The sequence below is a fragment of the Gemmobacter serpentinus genome (assembly GCF_008973825.1).
Lineage (GTDB): Bacteria > Pseudomonadota > Alphaproteobacteria > Rhodobacterales > Rhodobacteraceae > Gemmobacter > Gemmobacter serpentinus.
Map to the genome: position 1 here is coordinate 106,417 of NZ_WCHR01000020.1, position 20,880 is coordinate 127,296.

Sequence of the window (20,880 nt, forward strand, 5' to 3'; positions counted from 1 at the left end):
ACAAAGGGGGCGCCATGTATCGCCAGAAATATATCTTCCTGCTACCGGGGCTATTGGTCCTGATCGCGGTCATCCTGTTCCCGCTGATCTTCACCATCCGCGTCAGCTTTTCGTCCTGGGATGTCTATAATCCCGGCCTGAACGATGCAGGCGGCGCGATGTATGCCCGGATGTGGGAGGATGCCCGCTATTGGCAGGCGTTGTGGCGGCTGTCGCTTCTGAGTGTTGCGACCGTGCTGATCCAATATCTGCTGGGTTTTGCCCTGGCGCTGCTGGTCTGGCGCGACATCGCCGCGCGGCGGTTTTTCCGCGTGCTGTTTCTGGTGCCGATGATGACGACGCCGGTGGTGATGTCGGTGATCTGGCGCACGATCTTTCATGAAAGCCTTGGGCCGCTGAACCCCATCCTCGAGGGGTTGGGCATCGGCGCGCAGCCCTGGCTGTCGCATCCCGGCTTCGCCTTTGTCGCCGTGATCATCGTGGAGGTCTGGCAATGGACGCCCTTCATGTTCCTGCTGCTGCTGGCGGGCCTGCTGTCGCTGCCGTCCGAGCCGTTCTTGGCCGCCAAGATCGACGGGGCCGGGCCGATCCGCACCTTCCTGTCGGTGACATTCCCGATGATGGGCGCGATTTCGGTCGGCGCGATCCTGATCCGCGCCATCGAGGCATCCAAGATCATGGAAACCGTCTATGTCCTGACCTCGGGGGGCCCCGGCACCTCGACCGAGACGGTGAGCTATTACATCTATATTCGCGGGATGCGGGATTTCCAGATCGGCTATTCGGCGGCGCTGTCTCTGACCTATCTCATCATCATGGCAGTGGCGCTGACCCTGATCGCCAAGGCCCTGATGCGATTGATGGTGCGGGGGGCCGGGGCATGAGAACGCTGTATCTGGCGCTGAAATACCTGGCCGTCACCCTGTGGTCTGCCTTTGTGATCTTTCCGTTTCTGTGGATGCTGAGCACCAGCTTCAAGACCCAGAACGCCGTGACCGGCGGCGCGACATGGCTGCCATGGCTGCAATTCGAGCCATCGCTTGCCGGGTGGCGGGCGCTGTTCGGCGGCGCGGGCGGGGTCAATATCGTGAAACCCTATCTGAATTCGGTGGTGGTGACCGGCACGGCCTCGGCGATCGCTCTGGTCCTTGGCACGCTGGCCGCTTACGGCTTGTCGCGTTTCAGCTTCCGCGCCGGCCCGATCCGCAATGGCGACATCACCTTCTTCTTCATCAGCCAGCGCATCATGCCGCCCATCGTGCTGGCGATCCCGTTCTTTCTGATGCTGCGCTGGCTGGGGCTTCTGGACAGCCTGCCGGGGCTGATCCTTGTCTATGTCGCCGCGCTGATGCCGATCGCGGTCTGGGTCATGGTGGATTTCTTCAACACCATTCCCCGCGCGTTGGATGAAATGGCGTGGATGGATGGCTGCACGCCGGTCACCACCTTTATCCGGGTGATCCTGCCCAATGTCCTGCCGGGACTGGTGGTGGCGGGCATGTTCTGCCTGATCTTCGGCTGGAACGACTTTTTCTTCGCCTTCACGCTGACCTTCACCAAGACGCAACTTCTGCCGGTCTCCATCGTGGCGCTGAATTCATCAGTGACGCCGTGGTGGTCGCTGTCGGCTGCCGCCATCGTCTCAGTCGCGCCGCTGGCGGTGCTGGCCTTTGTGGTCGAACGCTTCCTTGCAAGCGGTGGCCTGAAAGGGGCGGTGCGCTGATGCTCAGGCTTTCCAATCTTGATCTGGCCGAAGATGGCGTGCCGCATCTGGCAGATATCAGTCTGGACTTCCGGCCCGGCCTGACGACGCTTCTGGGCCGCACGGGGGCTGGCAAGACCACGCTGCTCCGCGCCATTGCCGGGCTGGCACACCCTTTCGGGCAGATCAGCTTCAACGGCCAGGACTGGGCGCAATTGCCACCCTGGCATCGGCCGGTCGCCATGGTGACACAGCAATTCATCAATTACCCGCATCTGAACGTGCTGGACAACCTGGCCTTTCCGCTGATCCGGCGGGGCGAGGCGCGCGCGGCGGCATTGGCTGCGGCAGAGACCATGCTGGGGCGGGTCGGCCTCGCGCAGATGGCAAGCCGTCGCCCGTCAGAACTGTCGGGCGGCCAGCAACAGCGCGTGGCGCTGGCGCGGGCATTGGTCAAGGGCGCGCCGATCCTTCTCTTGGACGAGCCCTTCGTCAATCTGGATTACAACCTGCGTGAAGGAATGCGCGAGGAGCTGATGGCGCTGCTGCAATCGGGCGGCGAGACGACGGTGATCTATGCCTCCACTGACCCGCGCGAGGCGCTGCGCATGGGCGACCAGACTGTCCTCATGAGTGAAGGGCGCGCCCTGCAATCGGGGGCACCGCGCGCGGTCTTTGCCGCCCCCGCCGCATTGGCGGCGGCGCGGGTGGTCAATGATCCGCCGATCAATATTCTCTCGGCCCGGCTCGACGCCACATCGCTGGATATCGACCATCTCGGCCCGTTCCCGCGCGATGCCCTGCCTGAAGATCTGCCCCCCGGCGGCTATTCGCTGGCCCTGCGCGCCGAGGACATCCGGCAGAACGGAACCGTGTCGGCCCGTGTGGCCCTGACCGAAGTCTCAGGTTCCGAAACCGTGACCCATCTGCAGGCAGGGGCCCAGCCGCTGGTGATGCTGGAACGGCGGGTCCAGAGCCATCCGCTTGGCGCGGAGATCAGGCTGGCGCTCGATCTTCGTCGAGCGTTGATTTACGGCGCGGATGGCGCGCTGATCGCGAAAGGGGCCGCGCATGGTTGAGATCCGTCTGGAACAGTTGGCCCATGCCTATCGCCGCGGCGGGGCCTATGCCTTGCGGCCGCTTGACATGACCTGGCGTTCGGGCGGCACATATGCGCTGCTTGGCCCTTCGGGCTGCGGCAAGTCGACCATGCTCAACATCATCTCGGGGCTGATCCAGCCATCCGAGGGGCGGGTGCTGTTCGATGGCCGCGATGTCACCGCCCTCGAGACCGGGCGACGCAAGATCGCACAGGTGTTTCAGGTGCCGGTGATCTATCGGTCGATGACGGTCGGGCAGAACCTTGGCTTTCCGCTGGTCTGTCAGCGCCTGCCCGCACAGACCCGCCGCAAACGGGTGGAACAGATCGCTGAACGGTTGGGCCTGGGGCCGATGCTGCACCGACCCGCCCACAGCCTGACCGCGGATCAGAAACAACTGGTGTCGCTGGGGCGGGGATTGGTGCGCGATGATGTGGCGGCGATCCTGCTGGACGAACCGCTGACGGTGATTGATCCGCAGCAGAAGTTCGATCTGCGCCGCATCCTGAAAGAGATCAACGCCGAATTTGGCGTGACCATGGTGCTGGTCACCCATGACCAGACCGAGGCCATGACCTTTGCCGAAGAGGTGGTGGTGATGAATATGGGCGAGGTGGTGCAAAGCGGCAGCCCGCGCGCGCTGTTCGAACGCCCCGCCACGCGCCATGTTGGCAGTTTCATCGGCGCGCCCGCGATGAATTTTCTGCCCGCCGATCCGATGGGACCGCAGGTCGCGGTTGCGGGCACCGGCCTTGCCATGCCCCGGCCGGATGCCACAGAGGGGCGTTTCTGCCTGGGCTTTCGGCCCGAACACGCCCGCCTTGTGCGCGAAGGGGCCACCATGTCGGGCATCGTGACCCGCATCTGGTTCGAGGGGCTGGACGAGATTCTGGCGCTTGACCATCCTTCTGGTGAAGTGCGGCTGCGCGCGCCCGCGGGCATCGGCTTGAAGCCCGGCGATCAGGCGGGCTTCGTGCTGGAGGATGGCGCGCTGCGGCTTTATCGCGACGACCGTCTGATCGCCTGATCCGCATCCATTGCCCGTCTGCCCCCAATGCAGAAGGCCACCCAGACACAGGAGGTGGCCTTTTTGCATGGGACGTGTCTGATCTCAGTGTTGCTTGCCCGAAGTCGCGGTAAATCTTTGCCGCTCGCGCAAGGCACGCGCTTCAAGCGCCAGGATTTCATCGGTGGTCTTGCCATTATTGGTGCCCTGCAACAGCAGCAGCCCCTTCAGCTTTAAGTCGGTGAAGCGCAGACAGCACACCCGCAGGAAGGAGGTGAAATTGCCCAGATCGTGGCCTTCATCGATCGATTCATTGTAAAGCTGATGCAGAAGCTGCGGCACGTTCAGATCATCGCGCGTCGCGATCTCTTCCAGGACCATCCAGAACATGTTTTCCAGCCGCACGCTGGTGACCATCCCGTCCATTCGGATGGAGCGGGTCTGACTTTCCCAAAGCTGCGGATCGGCACCCACGAACAATCTGCACATCGGATGGTTCCTCCTCCCGAAGGGCTATCTTGCAAGGATAGCGCAAGGCCACAGGTTGAAAAGGGCCTGCGACGCACCCGCCGCAGGCCCCAGGGTCACAGGTTGCCGGCTTTCAGCTCACCCGCCAGGTATTCCGCCTGGCGGATGGCCAGCGCGACGATGGTCAGCGTCGGGTTGGCCGCGGCCCCGGTGGTCATCACCGACCCGTCCGACACAAAGAGGTTCGACACCTCATGCGCGCGCCCCCATTTGTCGACGACACCATCCTCGGGCTTCTCGCTCATCCGGCAGGTGCCAAGGTTGTGGGTCGATGGATAGGGCGGTGTGCGATGCGAACTGACCGCACCGACGGCCTCATAGAGCTTTTGCGCCTTTTCATAGGCATAGTTACGCATCGCGACATCGTTGGCATGATCGTCGAAATGCACATTCGGCGCGGCAAGCCCCCATTGATCCTTCACGCTGTCCGAAAGCGTGACGCGGTTGGTGGCCTGCGGCATGTCCTCGCCCACGATCCACATGCCCGCCGTATTGGCATAGGCATCCATCATCGCTGCAAACTCCGGCCCCCAGGCACCCGGCTCGATGAAAGCAGCAAGGAAGGACGGCCCGAGCGACAGCGTCTCCATATAGTAGCCGCCCACAAAGCCGCGTTCGGGGTTGTTGGCCGCCTCATCGGCGATGATGCCCGCCATGGTCTCGCCGCGGAACATGTGCACCGGCTTGTCGAACTGGGCATAGACCGATCCGGTCATATGGCGCATGTAGTGGCGCCCGACGTGATCGGCACCATTGGCAAGCCCGGTCGGGAAGCGGTTGCTTTCCGACAGCAACAGCAGGCGGGGCGTCTCGATGGAGTTGCCCGCGACGCAGACAACCTTGGCGGCCTGACGGTGCAGATTGCCGTCCTTGTCGACGTAAAGCACCGCATCGGCCTTGCCATCAGCACCATGGGTGATGCGCACCACATGACTGTCGGGGCGCAGATCCAAAAGGCCGGTCTCCAGCGCGCGCGGGATCTCGCGCACCAATGTCGACCATTTCGACTTGTTCTTGTCGCCCTGGAAGTTGAACCCGTCCTGGATCGAGGCCGGGCGCCCGTCATAGGGTTCGGCATTGGTCGCATAGGGGCCGGTCGCATATTGCTTGTAGCCGACCCGTTCCGCGCCATTGGCGAAGACCTTGTAATTGTTGTTCGCAGGCAGCGCCGGACGGCCATGGCGATGGGTGGACCCCATGGCGATCTCGGCCCGGTCATAATAGGGCGCGAGGTCATCCAGCGTGATCGGCCAATCCAGCAGCGTGGCCCCGGCCACATCGCCATAGGTCGATTTCGCCTTGAACTCGTAATCCTTGAAGCGCGGCGTGGCCCCCGACCAATGGGTGGTGGAGCCGCCCACCGCCTTCACGATCCAGGCCGGAAGACCGGGGAAGTCTTTCGCCACGCGCCAGGATCCGCTGGTGGTGCGCGCATCCAGCCAGGCCATCTGGCGGAAGGCCTCCCATTCATTGTTGTGATAATCCTCGTTCTTGATGAAGGCGCCTGCCTCCAGAAGAACGCAAGGGATGCCTGCCGCCGTCAGTTCATAGGCCAGCGTGCCGCCGCCCGCGCCAGAGCCGATGATGACAACAGCGGCTTCGTCTTTTGCGATCTGGTTCATTGTGCCGCCTCGTATTCTTCGATCCGCGGCTCGGGCAGCCAGTCCAGATCATTGAAACCCCGGTTGATATAGCCGCCCTTGTCGAAGCTCGGCCCCTCATAGCCCAGCACCGCCCAGACCTCTGGATCGTCGTAAAGCGTGACGACGGTGGTGGAGCGCGTCAGGACAAAGAACGGCGTATCCTCGATCGATTTCAGGTGATCGAGCGCCGCCGCCTCATCCATATCGGCGAAACCCGCCTGATCCAGATCGTGCAGGGTCGCGGCAAATGCCAGCTTCTGGCCGGGCGTGCCCTCGGCTGCCGTCAAGATCACGCCGGCGGTGCGCAGATAGGCGGCATCGGGGAAATTCTTGTGCGGGAAAGCCACCCGCACCACCCGCGCCAGCAGCGCCTTGCTGGCCTCATCCTTCGCAGGATCCAGCGTGAAACCCAGTGCGGCACCGCCCAATGACGATGCGGCAAGCAGGGCCGATGCGCTGCCCAGCAGCACATGGCGTCGTGTCGTCTTCATGTAGTATCCTCCTCCCAAAGTCCGGCCTTCACGCGGCCGGTGCGTTCATGGTCAGCCGAAACGCCCGCCCTTCTGGATCACCTCGACCTGATAACCGTCGGGGTCCTGAACGAAGAAGAAGCGGGCAAGGACCTGGCCCTGGTGCTTGAAATCCACCAGTTTGCGGGGTGCGAGGGCGTCGCGCTCGAAACGCGCGTGTTCGGCATCGACATCATCCACGATGACGGCGATATGGCCGTAGCCGGTGCCGGGTTCATAGGGGTCAAGCCGCCCCTTGTTGATGGTCAATTCCAGCTCGAAGCCGCTTTCGGCATTCGACAGATAGACCAGCGTGAAATCATCGAAATCCAGACGTTCCGCGACCTTGAGCCCGAAGGCACGGTCATAGAACGCCACCGATCTGGCCTCATCCAGAACCCGGATCATGGAGTGAACAAGTTTTGCCATCGGCCCCCCCTTATCGTTCCGGCTATTGGCTGGCCGGTTTTCAAACGATAGGCCGCAGCGGCGCGCAGCTGGTATTACTTGACTACTACCTGACAGATATTTGGAAATTTCTTGTCGCCGCAGACAGCGCCGACATTTTCAGGCCCTTCTGATGCCGGTTCAGACCGGCCCAAAGGGCGGGCTGATCGCGCCTCATCGCGCGGCGGCATCCCGGCTTGTTCATCCCACAACCAAACGGCGCGTCATCCGAAATGAAGCCGCCGCGGCACAGGCGATCTGTGCCGCGGCGGGATCAGTCTGCCCGCGCCCGGCGGCCTGCCCAGCCGAACGATCGGGATCGATGGCAGATCAGCGCAGCGCGTGCCGGGGCCTTAGAAACGCCTGCGTCACTCCGCCGCCAGCCGCGGCTCTGGCCGATGCCCGCGCGCCATCCAGTCGGCATACCAATCCACAAACTGAACCACACCGCTTTCCCAATCCGGCGAATAGGGGCCGGGAATATAGGCGGGCGAAAAGATGCCCTGCTGGTTGGTTTCCACGATCTCGCGATCCTCGTCATTCGTTTCGATCCAGACCTCGGTCAGACGCTTGAGATCGTAATCCACCCCCTCGACTGCATCCTTATGCACCAGCCAGGTGGTCGTGACCTCGGTCTCGGTCGGGCTGATCGGAGTGACGCGGAAGGTCAGCGCATGATCGGGCAGGAAATGGTTCCAGGTGCTGGGATAATGGAACATCAGCAGCGATCCGGCATCCGGCTTTGCCACCCGGCCCAGCGGGCGCGCAACAGCCACCTTGCCATCCATCGTGTAGCTGACCGCCTTTTCCTGCAAAGGCATCCGGGCCAAGCGGAACTGGCCATCGCCGCCCAGCAGGAACTGCGCGGGCGCACCGGCAGCGGCGCAGGCATCGAAATGCGCCTGAAGGCGCGGCGAGAACGTGCCATCAGCCGAGACACCGGCCACTTCGGGGTCCAGCGGAAAGGACCGGCACAAGGCCGGGTGATTGCCGCTGCAATGGTAGCATTCCCGGTTGTTTTCCCAGACCAGCTTCCAGTTGCCCTTCTCGATGATCGAGGAACTATGCGCGACCTTCGCGTCGCTCAGGTCATGCACCGCCAGATAGGGTTCCGCGGCCTTGGCAAATGCGTCGAAATCGGGCGGATCGTCGGCCAGACAGATATAGACCAGACCCGCCAGCATCTTCAGCGCAACCGGGCGCAGCCCGTGCTGGCCGGGGTCAAACTCCGGCCCCATATTGTTGGCCCAGATCAGGCGGCCGTCCAGGTCATAGGTCCATTGGTGATAGGGACAAACCAGCTTTGCCACCCGGCCTTCGCGCGCCTTGCACACGATCGAGCCACGATGGCGGCAGGCATTGTGAAAGGCCCGCACCTCTCCATCGGCCCCCTTCACGATGACGATTTGATAGGCCCCGACCTTCAGCGTGACATAGCTGCCGGTTTTCTCAAGCTGGCAGGCCGGGATTGCATATAGCCATTCACGATAGAAAATGGTTTGCAGATCAGCCTCATAGACATCTGGCGAAACATAGAATGGTTGTTCCAGCGCATGGCCTGCGCGGCGCCGCGCAAGAAGTTCCGGCAGTTGGGGCGAGGTGACGGACATTTGGCTTCCCTGACGATGCAATGGTCGGTGGCTGGGGTTCGGATTTGGGCCAGTCTCGCGTCCGGGGCCGCCGGTTGACAACGGCACAAAAATTCATCCTGAGTTAATTCAACTCATGTCAAGGTGACGCCGGATGCCACGCCCCTATGACCTTTCCTCGATGACCGCGCTGATCTCCTTCGAGGCCGCGGCGCGGCATCGCAGCTTCAAACGCGCTGCCGCCGAGATCAACGTGACCCCGGCGGCGGTCAGCCATCAGATCAAGGCGCTGGAGGCCGATCTTGGCTGCACGCTGTTCACCCGCCAGCATCGTGGCGTGGACCTGACCGAAAAGGGGGCCTTCCTGCTGGTGGCGCTGCAACGCGGTTTCGAGACCATCTCGGCCTCGGTCGCGCAATTACGCAATGTGCCGCAAAGCGTGGATGTGACCATCCGGGCGACAACGGCGGTAAGCGCGCTCTGGCTCACGCCGAAGCTGACCGCGTTCTGGAAAAGCCATCCGACGATCAGCGTGGCGCAGATCGTCAATGATGTCAGCCCGCCCGGTGGCGCCCCTGTCGGGCGCGATGATCTGAGCATCGGCTATCTGGAACCCGGGGCCACAGATGGTTGGCATATCCTGTTTCGCGACCGCATCCTGGCGCTTGGCACCCCCGGTTTCGCACAAAAGCACGGCATCAGGTCGGCGCGGGATCTCATCCATGCCCCGCTTGTGCATCTGAGCGGCGATGACAACCCCTGGACCGGCTGGCCCGACTGGTTCGCAACCCTTGGTCTTGCGGCACCGGCCACGCGTGGGTTTTTGGTGAATAACCATATGATCGCGCTCCAGGCCGCCGAAGACGATGTCGGCGCAGTCCTTGCCTGGGAGGGGCTGATGCAGGGTGCCTTGAAACAGGGACGCCTGACCCCGTTGGTGCCGGAAAGCATTCCGTCGAAAACGCCCTTCTGCCTGAAGGTCCCGCCAGGGCTGCGCGGCAAGGCCAGGCTTTTTGCCGACTGGCTGATCGCGAATGCGGCAGGAGATGACGCCCTAGCGCCCCATATCCGCTGACTTTTGTGCCGCGGCCTTGATGGCGGCGCGGATTGCTGCGCTGAAGCCCGCGGTCTCGGCCGCCTGCAAGCCCGCCGCCGTGGTGCCGCGATAGTCCAGATAAGCCGCAAGAAGATCACGGGCACGCGACGCATCGCCCTCCAGCAGACGCGCGCCGCCCGACACCACCGCCCCCGCCGCGCGCCAGGCAGTGCCCTCCGGCAAGCCCTGTGCGATCAGATACTCGGCCAAAGCCTGCGCCATCAGGGCCGGATAGGCGGCACCAGATCCGGGAACGGCGGTCATCAGATCGATATGATCCTCACACGGGATTTCCTCTTCAGTGCCGATCGCCGACAGGATGCGGCGTGTCACATCGCGATCCTTGGGGGTTACGGCATCACTGGCCCACCAGGGCGTCCAGGAGGCTCCGATATCCGCTGCCGCATTCGGCATTGCGCGCAGCACCCGCCCGCCAGATGCGCCAAGCGCCGCCGCCCCGATCCCCGCCATGAACGAGATCACCAGCCGGTCGGGTGCATGCAAGTGCAGTTCCGGCCAGGTCTCGGGGCGGACCGCGATCACGACCACGTCAGAGGCCCGGACCAGTGCCGCAAGATCGGGCGCGAAGGCGACGCCCGGCCATGCCTGATAGGGGCCGGGTTCGCCGCTGCGGTTCAGAAGCGTCAGGCCTTCCGGAGCAACCACCCCCTGTTGCAGTAACCGCACCCCCAGGGCAGATCCAAGCCAGCCCGTCGCCCCGATGATCCCGATCCGCATCGCGCCGCCCTATGCCGCCCGCTTTGGCACCAGAGCACGGATCAGGGCTGCCATTTCAAGCGTCCCGACGGGCTTGTCCCCGCGCATCACCCGATACCGCCGCGTGGCATCGCCGCCCGACAAGGCCAGCACATGTTCGAGATTGTCATCCGCATTCACCTGTCCCGCGATATCGTCAGAGGTCAGATCATCCGTCATCACCGAACGCACGCGCAACACCCGCGCACGGTTGATATCGCCGATGAAGGCCTCGATGTATGGGTCGGACGGATTAAGCAGGATATGTTGCGGCTCGCCTTGCTGTACCACGATCCCGTCTTTCAGAATGACCAGATGATCGGCCAGTTTCAGCGCCTCATCAAGATCATGGCTGATGAAGATGATGGTCTTGTGCAATTCGCGCTGCAGTTCGATCAGAAGATCCTGCATATCGGTGCGGATCAGCGGGTCAAGCGCCGAGAAAGCCTCATCCATCAGCATGATACCGGAATTGGAGGTCAGCGCCCGCGCAATCCCCACCCGCTGCTGCATCCCGCCCGAAAGCTGATGCGGATAGCGGGTGCCATAGCCACCCAGGCCCACACGCTCCAGCCAGCGTTGCGCCTCCGGCTCCCAGGATGCGCGCGGCACGCCCTGTGTCGCCTGGGCCATGCCGGCATTCGCGAGCACCGTATGATGCGGCAGCAGCGCGAATTTCTGGAATACCATCGACATGGTTTTGCGCCGCAGATCGCGAAGCCGTCCCTCATCGAGCGAAAGCACATCCGTGCCATCGACCAGCACCTCGCCCGAGGTCGGCTCGATCAGACGGTTGAAATGGCGGATCAGCGTCGATTTCCCCGAGCCGGACAGGCCCATGATCACCGTCGTCTCGCCTTGACGCATATCGATATTGATATCGCTGAGGCCCAGAACATGTTGCCGCTTCGCCAGCAGTTCCGATTTGGACATGCCCGCAAGCACATCGGCCAGCGCGGCTTTCGGGTTGTCGCCAAAGATCTTGTAAAGATGGCGGATCGAGATTTTGACAGGTTTTTCCATGGTCATGCTCACGCTCCGCGCCGAGAGGATTTGCTGGCATCAAGGCGGGCCAGCGACGCCTTGGTGACGCGGTCAAGGATGATGGCCAGCAGCACGATGCCGAAGCCCGCAACCAGCCCCACCCCCAGTTCCAGATTGCGGATGCCGCGCAGAACCAGCACGCCAAGCCCGGGTGCCGAGACAAGCGAGGCAATCACAACCATGGCAAGGCTCATCATGATGGTCTGGTTGACCCCTGCCATGATATTGGGCAACGCCAGCGGGATCTGAACGCCGAACAGTTTCTGGCGTTTGGTCATGCCGAAAGCGTCGGCGGCCTCGATCACATCGCGGTCAACAAGACGGATGCCAAGGTCGGTCAGCCGGATCACGGGCACAATCGCATAAAGGATGATGGCGATCCCGTAGAGCTTCGGTTCGGTCACGCTGAACAGGAAGATCAGTGGGATCAGATAGACGAAGGCGGGCAGCGTTTGCAGCATGTCAAGGATCGGCGTCATGATCCGCTGCAGCCGGTCGCTGCGCGACATCGCAATCCCGATCGGCACCCCGAAAAGCACACAGATGAAAGCGCAGACAAAAATGATCGCAAGGGTCTGCATGGCCTCGGTATAGTGATCGACAAAGGCCAGCGTCACCAGCGCCGCCGCGACAAGCCCGACCACAGACCAGGACCGCGACACCAGCCAGGTCAGCGCCAGCAGCAGCGGCAGCATGATGAACCAGGGCGTCGCCGTCATCAGCCAGATCATCTCGCGCAGCATCCAGGACAGCGGCTGGGTCAGCGGGTCCAGCACCACGCGCAACACATCGCGCGCCGACAGAAAGGCGCGCTCCAACCCAAGGGTCAGGTCGCGGGTTTGCGGAAAGGCGGCGCAGGCTGCATGAAGATTGTCCAGCGACGGCAGCGGCATCGACCAGAAAGAGCCCGCCTCTTCGCTGCCCCCCTTTGTCTGCGCCAGAAGGGCTGCCATCGACATCGGACCGCTGCCCTGATCGCCCCCGCTGCACCAGTCCGTCAGTCCCAGAAATTTGAACAGCCCGTCATAGCTGGCCATCGCTTGCCTCCCCGCTGTTGTCTTTTGATTTCGCGACGGCCTCCGGCACCTGAAGGATGCCGGAGGCGATCTTGCATTGTCTTCTCCGTGATTTACGGCTCAGACCGCTTATTGCGGCAGCAGCGCCGAAAGTTTTTCGCGCGCATCATCGGACAGCCAGGTCGACCATTCCGCGCCATGGGTCGTCAGATACTGGACCGCGACTTCCTGGGCCGAGGCCTTGTTGTCATCCTGCCAGGCCAGAAGCGCGTTCATGTCATCGGTCTTGAAGGTCATCTTCTTCAGGAATTCGACGATTTCCGGTTTCTCGCCAGCCAGCTTCGCGGTGACCGCGGTGACGCTGGGGGCCTCGGGGAATTCCGAGACCTGCGGATCGGTCGCATTCGGGCTTTGCAGGTTGGTGAATTTTGCCGCGTCATATTCCCCGAGCTTCACCTTGGTCATCGGATACTTGCCCAGCGGCACGGTCGGCCCCCAGTAATAGCCGAACCAGGGTTCCTTGGCGCTGACCGCCGCGCCCATCGACGAGGCAAGGGTCTCGCCCGAGCCGTGGTTGAAGACCTCGATCCCCGAGGCGGGCAGGTTCAAAGCGCGCACAAGATTGTCGCTGACAACCCGGCACCCCCAGCCTTCGGGACAATTGTTGAACCGCCCGCCGACCAGCGCCGGATTGGCCATCACGCCTTCAATCGTGGCCAGTTCGGGATGCGCTTCGACCAGATAGGTCGGCAGCCACCAGCCTTCGACCCCACCGGGATCCAGCACATGGGTCAGGGTGACCATGGTGCCCGCCTGTTCCAGCTTCGTATAGGCCTCCCCCGCGGAATTGAGCCACAGATCCGTGACGATATCGGGCTCGCCATTTTCCGCGACCGAGGTGATGGCGGGGATCGTGTCGGATTTGACCAGATCGACCTTGCAGCCATAGCCCTGTTCCAGCAGGAATTTTGCCACCTCGGTCATGATTTCGGCCGAGGCCCAGCCCATCTGTGCGATGGAAAGGTCGCCGCATTGGGCTGTCTGAGCCTGGGCTGGCGTGGACAGCATGGCCGGGACTGCGAAGGCCCCGCCCATGAGCAAAGCCGTTGCGAGTTTTCTCATGTCTCAACTCCCTCTTGTTGGATTTCTGGTTGGTCTTGCCCCGGCGATCTTTGTCACCGATGGTTTTGAACAGGGTCACCCCTTAAGATCGGCACCGTCATCAAGCCGGCATTACAGGTCCTTCACCAGCCGCAGCGCATCATAGATTGCGGCATGAGTATTGCGCGCCGCCACGGCATCGCCGATGCGGAACAGGCGGAAGCGGCCGTCGGGGTTCGCCGCGATCTCTTGCAGACCGCCCGTGGTCAGCGCCTCGTAATCAACCTGACCAAGATTCGATGACTGCGGCTTCAGCTCGAAGTAAAGGTCATCCAGCGGCCTTGTGCCGTGATTGACCACCACCTGATCGACCAACCGATCCCGCGTGACGCCGCCGTAATCGCTGCCCAGCGTTGCGCGCAACTGATTGCCATCCCGCGCCACCGAAACCAGCCGCCATGTCACGGTGAAGGTGGTGTCGCGCTTTTGCAGGCTGCGCATATAGGGCACCAGGTTCATCGCCATCACCTCAGGCGAGAAGGCACGATCCGGGGTGACGATTTCAACCTTTGCGCCGGTGGCCGCGATCAGATCGGCGGCCTGCAATGCGGCGTGATCGCCCGCATCATCATAGATCAGCACATTCTGTCCGGGCTTTGCATCGCCCGACAGGATGTCCCAGGCGGATACCACCAATTCATTGCCATGCGTCAGCACTTCGGTATGAGGCAGGCCTCCGGTCGCCACGATCACCTCATCGGGGTTCGTGGCCAGCACATCGCCGGCTTCGGCAAAGGTATTGAACTTGAAGGTGACGCCATGTTTTTCGCACATGGCCTGACGCCAGGCGATGATCGAGATCATCTCGCGACGGCGTTCCTGCAGGGCGGTCAGACGGATTTGGCCACCAGCCTGGTCTGCGGCCTCGAAAACGGTCACCGCATGGCCGCGCTCGGCAGCGACGCGCGCCGCCTCCATCCCGCCCGGGCCTGCACCGATGATGGTGACGCGCTTCTTCATCGGGGCCGGGGCAATCGTCTGCGGCATGGTTTCTTCGCGGCCGGTTGCTGCATTGTGCAGGCAGAAGGCCAGCCCGCCCTGATAGATCCGGTCAAGGCAGTAATTCGCCCCAACGCAGGGCCGGATATCATCCTCGCGCCCTTCACGGATTTTGCGCACCAGATGCGGGTCAGCCATATGCGCCCGCGTCATGCCGACCATATCCACCAGACCCGCCGCGATGGCGTGACGCGCGGTCGGCACATCCGGGATCTTGGCGGCGTGGAAGGTCGGGAAATTGGTCGCCTTGCGGATCTGGCCCGCGAAATCCAGATGCGGCGCGTTGCGCATCCCCTGCACCGGGATCACATCGGTCAGCCCGGCATCGGTGTCGATATGGCCGCGCACCACATTGAGGAAATCCACCAGCCCGCTGTCTTTCAGCTTTTGCGAAATGGCGATGCCATCCTCGGCCCCGAACCCGCCCGGCAGATCCTCATCCCCGGTATAGCGCACACCCAGAATGAAATCCTCGCCGACGCGGGCACGGATGCCCTTCAGGATATCAAAGGTAAAGCGAAGCCGGTTGTCGAGACTGCCCCCATAGGGCCCTTCGAGGTCATTGGTCAGCGGCGACCAGAACTGGTCCATCAGGTGACCATAGGCTTGCAACTCCAGACCGTCGAGGCCTGCGGCTTTCATCCGCTCGGCCGCGTCGATGTAATCATTGATGATGCGCTGAATATCCCAGTCTTCCATCTTCTTCGGAAAAGACCGATGCGCCGCCTCGCGCTCATGGCTGGGTGACACCACCGGCAACCAGTCTGCCTTGTCCCAACGGGTGCGCCGCCCCAGATGGGTCAGTTGGATCATCACCGCCGCGCCGTGATCGTGGCATTCATCCGTCAGCCTTTTCATCCAGCCGACCACCTCATCCTTCCAGGCGAGGATATTGTTGAACACCGGCGGGCTGTCGCGTGAGACACTGGCCGACCCTGCGGTCATGGTCAGCGCCACGCCCGCCTTTGCGCGTTCAACGTGATAGGCCCGATAGCGGTCTTTCGGCATCCCGTCTTCCGGATAGGCCGGCTCATGACTTGTAATCATGATCCGGTTGCGCAGCGTCAGATGCTTCAGCTGAAACGGCTGCAGAAGAGGGTCGTTGGTCATTGATTCTGCCTGTCGGGTGGAATGCCTATTGGCGTCAGGAAAAGCAAAATGTTCACATGTGTCAATTAAAAACTCATGACTGAACGGCAGCCGTTCCCTGATGAACACCCACTTGCCGCCTGCCCGGGCCGGCGTTATCACTGCGCAATGGATCAGGCACATGCACCAGAGACGGGGTGGCGCGGCTCTCGTGAGGGCTGGCTTGAGATCGGCTATAAGGCCCTGATCGAAAGCGGGGTTGATGCGGTCAAGATCCTGCCGCTTGCGCGCCAACTCGGCCTGTCACGCACCAGCTTTTACTGGTTTTTTACCGATCGAGAGGATCTTCTGGCGGCCCTTCTGGAAGGTTGGGAGGCCAGGACCACAAGGCCGATGATCGCCGCGACAAAGCAATATGCCGAGACCAGGGCAGAAGCGATGCTGAACGTTCTCAGCTGCTATCTTTCGTCCGACTTCGACCAGAAGCTGGAATTTGCGGTGCGCAGCTGGGCGCTTCAAAGTGCCGAGGTGGCGACACGGATCGAGACGGCAGACCGCATCCGGCTGGAGGCGCTGGAAGAGATGCTGCGCAAATGGGGCTATGAGCCGATGGAGGCAGATGTTCGGGCACGCACGATCTATCTCGTCCAGATCGGCTATATCAGTATGCAGTCGAAAGAGACGCTTGAAACCAGGCTGAAGCGGATCCCGGCCTATGTCGAAACCTATACCGGGGCCAAACCGACCGCGAACGAGATGGCGCGCTTCACCGCGCGCCTGATGCAGTTGCAGGACGCCGACAGCCAGAATGGCGTCCGGCGCCCCCGGTAAACTGACCCGGATCATGCCGCAGCCCGATTGCCTTACGGCCAAGTGCAGTCGCCCGGGATCTGCCGTTTGCCCCGCAACATCCGGGCCGCGGGCGCGGATTGCCCCGTCACACAGGACATGTTCATGCGTCGCGTGTTGGCCAAGTGGGCACTACGCCAAGGCTCAGGCGGTCGGGCGATCCTGAGCATGGATCCGTGCCGCCGCTACACAGGCCAATGCACCGCAGACAGTGCCTGTGCCCGCAGCGCAAGGCGCGGGCCAGCCTGTGGTCTCGCGAATGCGCCTTTTCATCCCCGCGCTTGCGCCATGGCATAATCAGCCAGAACGGCGCAGAGCCGGGTCAGCGTGGCCTGCAATGCGTCAAATCCGGCGGTGCGGGCGCGCGTGGTTTCGTTCATGTATAGGCGGCGATTGATCTCGAACTGGACCGAATGGCGACCATGGGCCGGGCTGGACCACGCTTGGGTCAGCTCCGCCCCGCGGAAGGGCTTGTTCAGCGCAACCTCCAGCCCCTCGCCGCGCAGGGTATCGCGGATCAGCGCAACGAATTCCGGTGAGGCCGCGGTGCCATTCAGATCGCCAAGGCAGATATCCGCACGCTGCGTGCCCGCCCCATCCGAGGAAATGGCATGACCTTCTGCCGTCATCGAATGGCAGTTGATGTGATAGACCTTGCCAAAGCGGCCATAGGTGGCGTGCATCAGCTGTGCCAGTGTCGCGTGATAGGGCTGCCAATAGCGCCGGATGCGGTCCTCGGCCTCCGCCACGCTCAGCTTGCGGCTGTGCATCGGCTCATTGCCCCAGGCATAGCGCCACATCAGCCCCATGCCGCGCGCCGCCGTCGGGCTACGCCCGACCGGATGGGGCCAATCTCCCTCAACCATCGATATATCCATATCGAGCAAGGAACGGTTCACATCGAGAAAACTGCGCGGGAACAATGCAGCCAGAAGCGGCGCACCGACATCGGGTGCGGCGGCGAACAGCGCATCGACATGGGTATCAGCCGCAACAAGGATGCGCTCGGCACTGACGGCGGGATGAAAGTCAGCCGGAATGGTCAGGCCGGAATGGGGGCTGTCAAAGACCATAGGCACCGCCGCAACACGAGGGGCGCGGATTTCAAGCACGCCCTCAAGGGTCAGGTCGGTAATGGGATCAATCATGGCAGGTCTCCTGTGCGGGCAGGCGGGTGGCGGTGATGCCGGGCAGTTCCAGCCCGGCCGAGTTCACATTGACGCGCCGCGACAGCTGCAGGCCCTGATCGGAAAATGTCAGCGTCAGCGTGTCGCGAAAGGCGGTTTCGACAAAGAGAAGGTCAAGCACCAGCGTCCCGGCACAGGGGGTCCAGGTGGCGCAGGCAGCGAGTTGCAGCCCCTCTTCAGGTTCATAGGAATGGTGCAGCCGCGCGCCGGGCAGCGTTGAGCGGCTTTCAAGAAACGCGCGATATCCGGCTGGGATGCGATGCGCGATCCCGGCGACCTGCAACGTCAGCGCAACGCCGCCCGGCACCGGATCCAGCCCGATCCGCTCAAGATGCTGGTCATTGGGGTCCACCTGCCATTGGCCAAAGCGCCGGGCGATCGCCGCAGGCGCGGCCCCCGGACCACGCGGGCGGGTTGCCACCTGCAGGTCGGCCAGACGCGCCGCCAACCGCGCTTCCGCGCTCGGAGTGCCTGCGCCAGCCCCAAGCGCCGGGCGCAACAGGTCATAGACCAGATCATGCATACGCGGGTCGCTATCCTCCATCCCGGCGGTAAAGGCCACCACGGCACGCTCGTTCGGCAGGGCGATGCAATACTGTCCAAAGAGGCCGTTGGCGGAAAAGCTGTCATGCGGGCCGCGCCACCACTGATAACCGTAACCCTCGCGGATTTCGGCACCTGGCGCGTCGGGACCAAGGTAGTGATCGCCCGTGAAGGCCCCCATCACCACATCGCGCAATTGCAAACCGACCGCCGCCGTGGTCCAGTCCCGCGGCAACAGTTGCCGCCCCCGCCATTCGCCGCCCTGCAAATGCAGGATACCCAGTTTCAGCATATCCCCGGTCGTGCAGCTCAGGCCATTGCCGCCGGTGTTCACCCCGTCCGGCCCCAGATCCCATGACATCGCCGTCGACATCTGCATCGGGCGAAAGATCCTCTCGTCCAGAAGGTCATGGATGCGCCGCCCGCTTGCACGCTGCACGATGGCCGACAGCATATAGCTGGATGCACTGTCATAGACGAAGACTTCGCCCGGCTCATAGGTCATGGGTTGACGCAAGAAATCGGCCACCCAGCTGGTGGTGATGCGCCGCCATGAGCCCCCCGAGATCCCCTGCCCATGCCCGGAGGCCATCGTCAGAAGATCCCGCACCCGCATCCGCCCAAGACGGGCCAGTTCCTCGTGCGGGAGGTCTGGGGGCGGCAGCTCGGGAAAGAAGCCGATGACCCGATCCTCGACCGAGAGAAGCCCATCGGCCACCGCCAGGCCGACCGCCGCCGAGGTGAAGCTCTTGGTGACAGAATGCATCATATGGGGTCGTTGCGGCGCATAGGGGGCCCACCATGCATCGAGGATCAGGGCATCCTCCTGCCAGACCAGCAAGCTATGTATCTCCAGCCCCTCGCGGGCGATGGCATCAAGCAGGTCCAGCAGGACAGAGGGATCGGTCCCGCGCAACGATGGCGCGAGGCGGGGCAGGCCGTCAGTGTAAGGTGTCATCAGATTGGGGCTTTGTCCTGGGATGCATTTTCGCCCGCCGACGCAAAGCGCCAATTCAGCGAAACGCCGGTTTCAGTGCGCTCGAATGTCGGAATCGCCGACAGCAGCGCACGGGTGTAATCGGTGGTGGGGGCGTCAAAGATCGCGTCACGCGGTCCCTGCTCGACGATGCGCCCGTCGCGCATGACTACGACGCGATCGGCCATCTGCTCGACCACGCCTAGGTCGTGGCTGATGAACAGACAGGCAAAGCCATAGCGGCGTTGCAGGTCGCTCAGCAGGTCCAGCACGCGGGCGCGCACGGTCACATCAAGGGCCGAAACCGCTTCGTCCGCGATGATGAACTTCGGGTTGCGAATGATCGCGCGGGCGATGGCGACGCGTTGACGCTGGCCGCCCGACAACTCATGCGGAAAGCGGTCCAGGAAGGCCGCGCCCAAGCCAACCTCCTCCAGCATGGCGGTGACACGCGCGGTCACTTCGCCGCGGTCCAGGCCGTCATGGCGCAGGGCTTCGCCAACCAGCTGGCGGATCGACATGCGCGGATCAAGCGAGCCGAAAGGGTCTTGGAACACCATCTGACAATTGTGGCGATAGGCGGCATTCCTCGCGACCGGCTGGCCTTGGTAAAGGATCTGCCCGCCGCTGGCCGGAACCAGCCCGGCAATCGCCCGACCAAGCGTCGTCTTGCCCGAGCCGGATGCCCCGACCACCGCCACCACCTCGCCGGGCCAGACCGCCAGATCGACCGGATGCAGCGCGCGCTTCAACGCCCCACGGCCCAGCAAGCCTCCCCGACCACGATAGTCGACGGTCAGCGCGCGCACCTCGATCATCGGCTGGGGCGCTGCGGCCAATTCCCGTGCCGGGCCGCGCAATGGCAGCGATTGCAGCAGATCGCGGGTATAGTCATGCGTCGGCGCAGAGATCACCCGATCGACCGGGCCTTCCTCGACCATATCGCCCTGACGCATCACGATGACCCTGTCGCAATAGCGCGCCACCATCGGCAGATCGTGGCTGATCAACAGCATGGCGGATTGATCCTGCCGCACCATCTCGACCATCAATTCCATCACCTCGCGCTGCACCAGCGCATCAAGGGCGGTCGTCGGCTCATCGGCGATCAGCAATGCCGGTTTCAGCAGCATGGCCGAAGCCAGCATGATCCGCTGTCGCATCCCGCCGGAAAACTGATGCGGATGCGCCTTCAGCGCCTGTGCGGTATCGTCGATCCCCACCCGCTTCAGGATGGTGACCATCTTGGCCAGCCGCTGGGTTCGGTTCAGCTTGGTATGCAGCTTCAGCGGCTCTTCGAGCTGGGCACCGATGGTCATCGACGGGTTCAGCGAGGTCATCGGTTCCTGAAACACCATACCGATCTGCGCCCCGCGCAGCTTGCGCAGCGCCGCCGGTGCCATGCCCGGCACCGAAACGCCGTTGAAGCGGATATCCCCTTCGCTGACCACGATACCCTGCGGCTGCAGGCCCATCAGACTGCGTGCCACCATGGTCTTGCCCGAGCCGCTTTCCCCGACAATGCCAAGGATCTCTCCGGGCTGAAGGGCAAAGGACACATCCCGCACGATGATGAATTCCGGGCGATGCGCCACACTGAGCGACAGGTTGTCGACTTCGATCAGGGGTCCGGTCATGGG

General features: G+C 62.9%; 19 protein-coding genes. 6 read left to right on the forward strand and 13 right to left on the reverse strand.

Annotation, left to right across the window (positions count from 1 at the left end; all coding sequences use genetic code 11):
• Window positions 1–14 precede the first annotated feature (14 nt).
• Genes GBJ34_RS13365 through GBJ34_RS13380 form a run of 4 tightly spaced genes read left to right on the forward strand, consistent with a single transcriptional unit; the run spans window position 15 to window position 3,829 of the window.
• Window positions 15–884 (forward strand): carbohydrate ABC transporter permease, encoded by an 870-nt coding sequence (locus tag GBJ34_RS13365; protein WP_151719711.1) that lies wholly within the window; start codon window positions 15–17, stop codon window positions 882–884.
• Complete coding sequence (locus GBJ34_RS13370; RefSeq protein WP_151719712.1) at window positions 881–1,723, forward strand: carbohydrate ABC transporter permease; 843 nt, start codon at window positions 881–883, stop codon at window positions 1,721–1,723. Before GBJ34_RS13365 ends, GBJ34_RS13370 begins: the two co-directional genes overlap by 4 nt.
• Entirely contained in the window at window positions 1,723–2,781 is a 1,059-nt protein-coding gene (locus GBJ34_RS13375; protein WP_151719713.1) for an ABC transporter ATP-binding protein, read from the forward strand. Before GBJ34_RS13370 ends, GBJ34_RS13375 begins: the two co-directional genes overlap by 1 nt.
• Window positions 2,774–3,829, forward strand: a complete 1,056-nt coding sequence (locus tag GBJ34_RS13380) for an ABC transporter ATP-binding protein (protein ID WP_151719714.1) — start codon at window positions 2,774–2,776, stop codon at window positions 3,827–3,829. Before GBJ34_RS13375 ends, GBJ34_RS13380 begins: the two co-directional genes overlap by 8 nt.
• Before the next feature lie 84 nt (window positions 3,830–3,913).
• Here GBJ34_RS13380 and GBJ34_RS13385 read toward each other — a convergent pair whose 3' ends face one another.
• The 5 genes from GBJ34_RS13385 to GBJ34_RS13405 form a co-directional block, all read right to left on the reverse strand.
• The gene (locus tag GBJ34_RS13385) at window positions 3,914–4,297 is read right to left on the reverse strand and encodes a ribbon-helix-helix domain-containing protein (RefSeq protein WP_151719715.1); all 384 of its coding nucleotides are present in this window, start codon (window positions 4,295–4,297) and stop codon (window positions 3,914–3,916) included.
• A gap of 95 nt (window positions 4,298–4,392) precedes the next feature.
• A complete protein-coding gene (locus GBJ34_RS13390) occupies window positions 4,393–5,958 on the reverse strand; it encodes a GMC family oxidoreductase (protein WP_151719716.1) in 1,566 nt (521 codons plus the stop codon).
• A complete protein-coding gene (locus GBJ34_RS13395) occupies window positions 5,955–6,470 on the reverse strand; it encodes a hypothetical protein (protein ID WP_226341169.1) in 516 nt (171 codons plus the stop codon). Before GBJ34_RS13395 ends, GBJ34_RS13390 begins: the two co-directional genes overlap by 4 nt.
• Window positions 6,471–6,521: 51 nt before the next feature.
• A complete protein-coding gene (locus tag GBJ34_RS13400) occupies window positions 6,522–6,917 on the reverse strand; it encodes a VOC family protein (RefSeq protein WP_151719717.1) in 396 nt (131 codons plus the stop codon).
• Window positions 6,918–7,303: 386 nt separating this feature from the next.
• Window positions 7,304–8,545 (reverse strand): aromatic ring-hydroxylating oxygenase subunit alpha, encoded by a 1,242-nt coding sequence (locus GBJ34_RS13405; protein WP_151719718.1) that lies wholly within the window; start codon window positions 8,543–8,545, stop codon window positions 7,304–7,306.
• 133 nt (window positions 8,546–8,678) lie between these two features.
• Here GBJ34_RS13405 and GBJ34_RS13410 point away from each other — a divergent pair, with 133 nt between their 5' ends.
• Window positions 8,679–9,599 carry a LysR family transcriptional regulator gene (locus GBJ34_RS13410; protein ID WP_151719719.1) on the forward strand — a complete coding sequence of 307 codons (921 nt, stop codon included), beginning with the start codon at window positions 8,679–8,681 and terminating at the stop codon, window positions 9,597–9,599.
• On the opposite strand, the gene GBJ34_RS13415 is transcribed toward GBJ34_RS13410, so the two are convergent.
• The 5 genes from GBJ34_RS13415 to hpbA form a co-directional block, all read right to left on the reverse strand.
• Window positions 9,579–10,358, reverse strand: a complete 780-nt coding sequence (locus GBJ34_RS13415) for a pyrroline-5-carboxylate reductase family protein (RefSeq protein ID WP_151719720.1) — start codon at window positions 10,356–10,358, stop codon at window positions 9,579–9,581. The genes GBJ34_RS13410 and GBJ34_RS13415 overlap by 21 nt on opposite strands.
• 9 nt (window positions 10,359–10,367) lie before the next feature.
• Window positions 10,368–11,399 (reverse strand): quaternary amine ABC transporter ATP-binding protein, encoded by a 1,032-nt coding sequence (locus tag GBJ34_RS13420; RefSeq protein WP_151719721.1) that lies wholly within the window; start codon window positions 11,397–11,399, stop codon window positions 10,368–10,370.
• Between the two features lie 8 nt (window positions 11,400–11,407).
• Window positions 11,408–12,457 carry an ABC transporter permease gene (locus GBJ34_RS13425; RefSeq protein ID WP_151719722.1) on the reverse strand — a complete coding sequence of 350 codons (1,050 nt, stop codon included), beginning with the start codon at window positions 12,455–12,457 and terminating at the stop codon, window positions 11,408–11,410.
• A 108-nt stretch (window positions 12,458–12,565) separates the two neighbouring features.
• The gene (locus GBJ34_RS13430) at window positions 12,566–13,558 is read right to left on the reverse strand and encodes an ABC transporter substrate-binding protein (RefSeq protein WP_151719723.1); all 993 of its coding nucleotides are present in this window, start codon (window positions 13,556–13,558) and stop codon (window positions 12,566–12,568) included.
• A 111-nt stretch (window positions 13,559–13,669) separates the two neighbouring features.
• A complete protein-coding gene (hpbA, locus tag GBJ34_RS13435) occupies window positions 13,670–15,706 on the reverse strand; it encodes an N-methyl-L-proline N-demethylase HpbA (protein WP_151719724.1) in 2,037 nt (678 codons plus the stop codon).
• A 147-nt stretch (window positions 15,707–15,853) separates the two neighbouring features.
• On the opposite strand from hpbA, the gene GBJ34_RS13440 reads away from it, so the two are divergent.
• Complete coding sequence (locus GBJ34_RS13440; RefSeq protein ID WP_151719725.1) at window positions 15,854–16,516, forward strand: TetR/AcrR family transcriptional regulator; 663 nt, start codon at window positions 15,854–15,856, stop codon at window positions 16,514–16,516.
• Window positions 16,517–16,803: 287 nt separating this feature from the next.
• Here GBJ34_RS13440 and GBJ34_RS13445 read toward each other — a convergent pair whose 3' ends face one another.
• Genes GBJ34_RS13445 through GBJ34_RS13455 form a run of 3 tightly spaced genes read right to left on the reverse strand, consistent with a single transcriptional unit; the run spans window position 16,804 to window position 20,877 of the window.
• Window positions 16,804–17,682 (reverse strand): N-formylglutamate amidohydrolase, encoded by an 879-nt coding sequence (locus tag GBJ34_RS13445; protein WP_151719726.1) that lies wholly within the window; start codon window positions 17,680–17,682, stop codon window positions 16,804–16,806.
• Complete coding sequence (locus GBJ34_RS13450; RefSeq protein WP_151719727.1) at window positions 17,675–19,222, reverse strand: serine hydrolase domain-containing protein; 1,548 nt, start codon at window positions 19,220–19,222, stop codon at window positions 17,675–17,677. The genes GBJ34_RS13445 and GBJ34_RS13450 overlap by 8 nt, the downstream gene beginning before the upstream one ends.
• The gene (locus tag GBJ34_RS13455; RefSeq protein ID WP_151719728.1) at window positions 19,222–20,877 is read right to left on the reverse strand and encodes a dipeptide ABC transporter ATP-binding protein; all 1,656 of its coding nucleotides are present in this window, start codon (window positions 20,875–20,877) and stop codon (window positions 19,222–19,224) included. The genes GBJ34_RS13450 and GBJ34_RS13455 overlap by 1 nt, the downstream gene beginning before the upstream one ends.
• Between the last annotated feature and the right edge of the window lie 3 nt (window positions 20,878–20,880).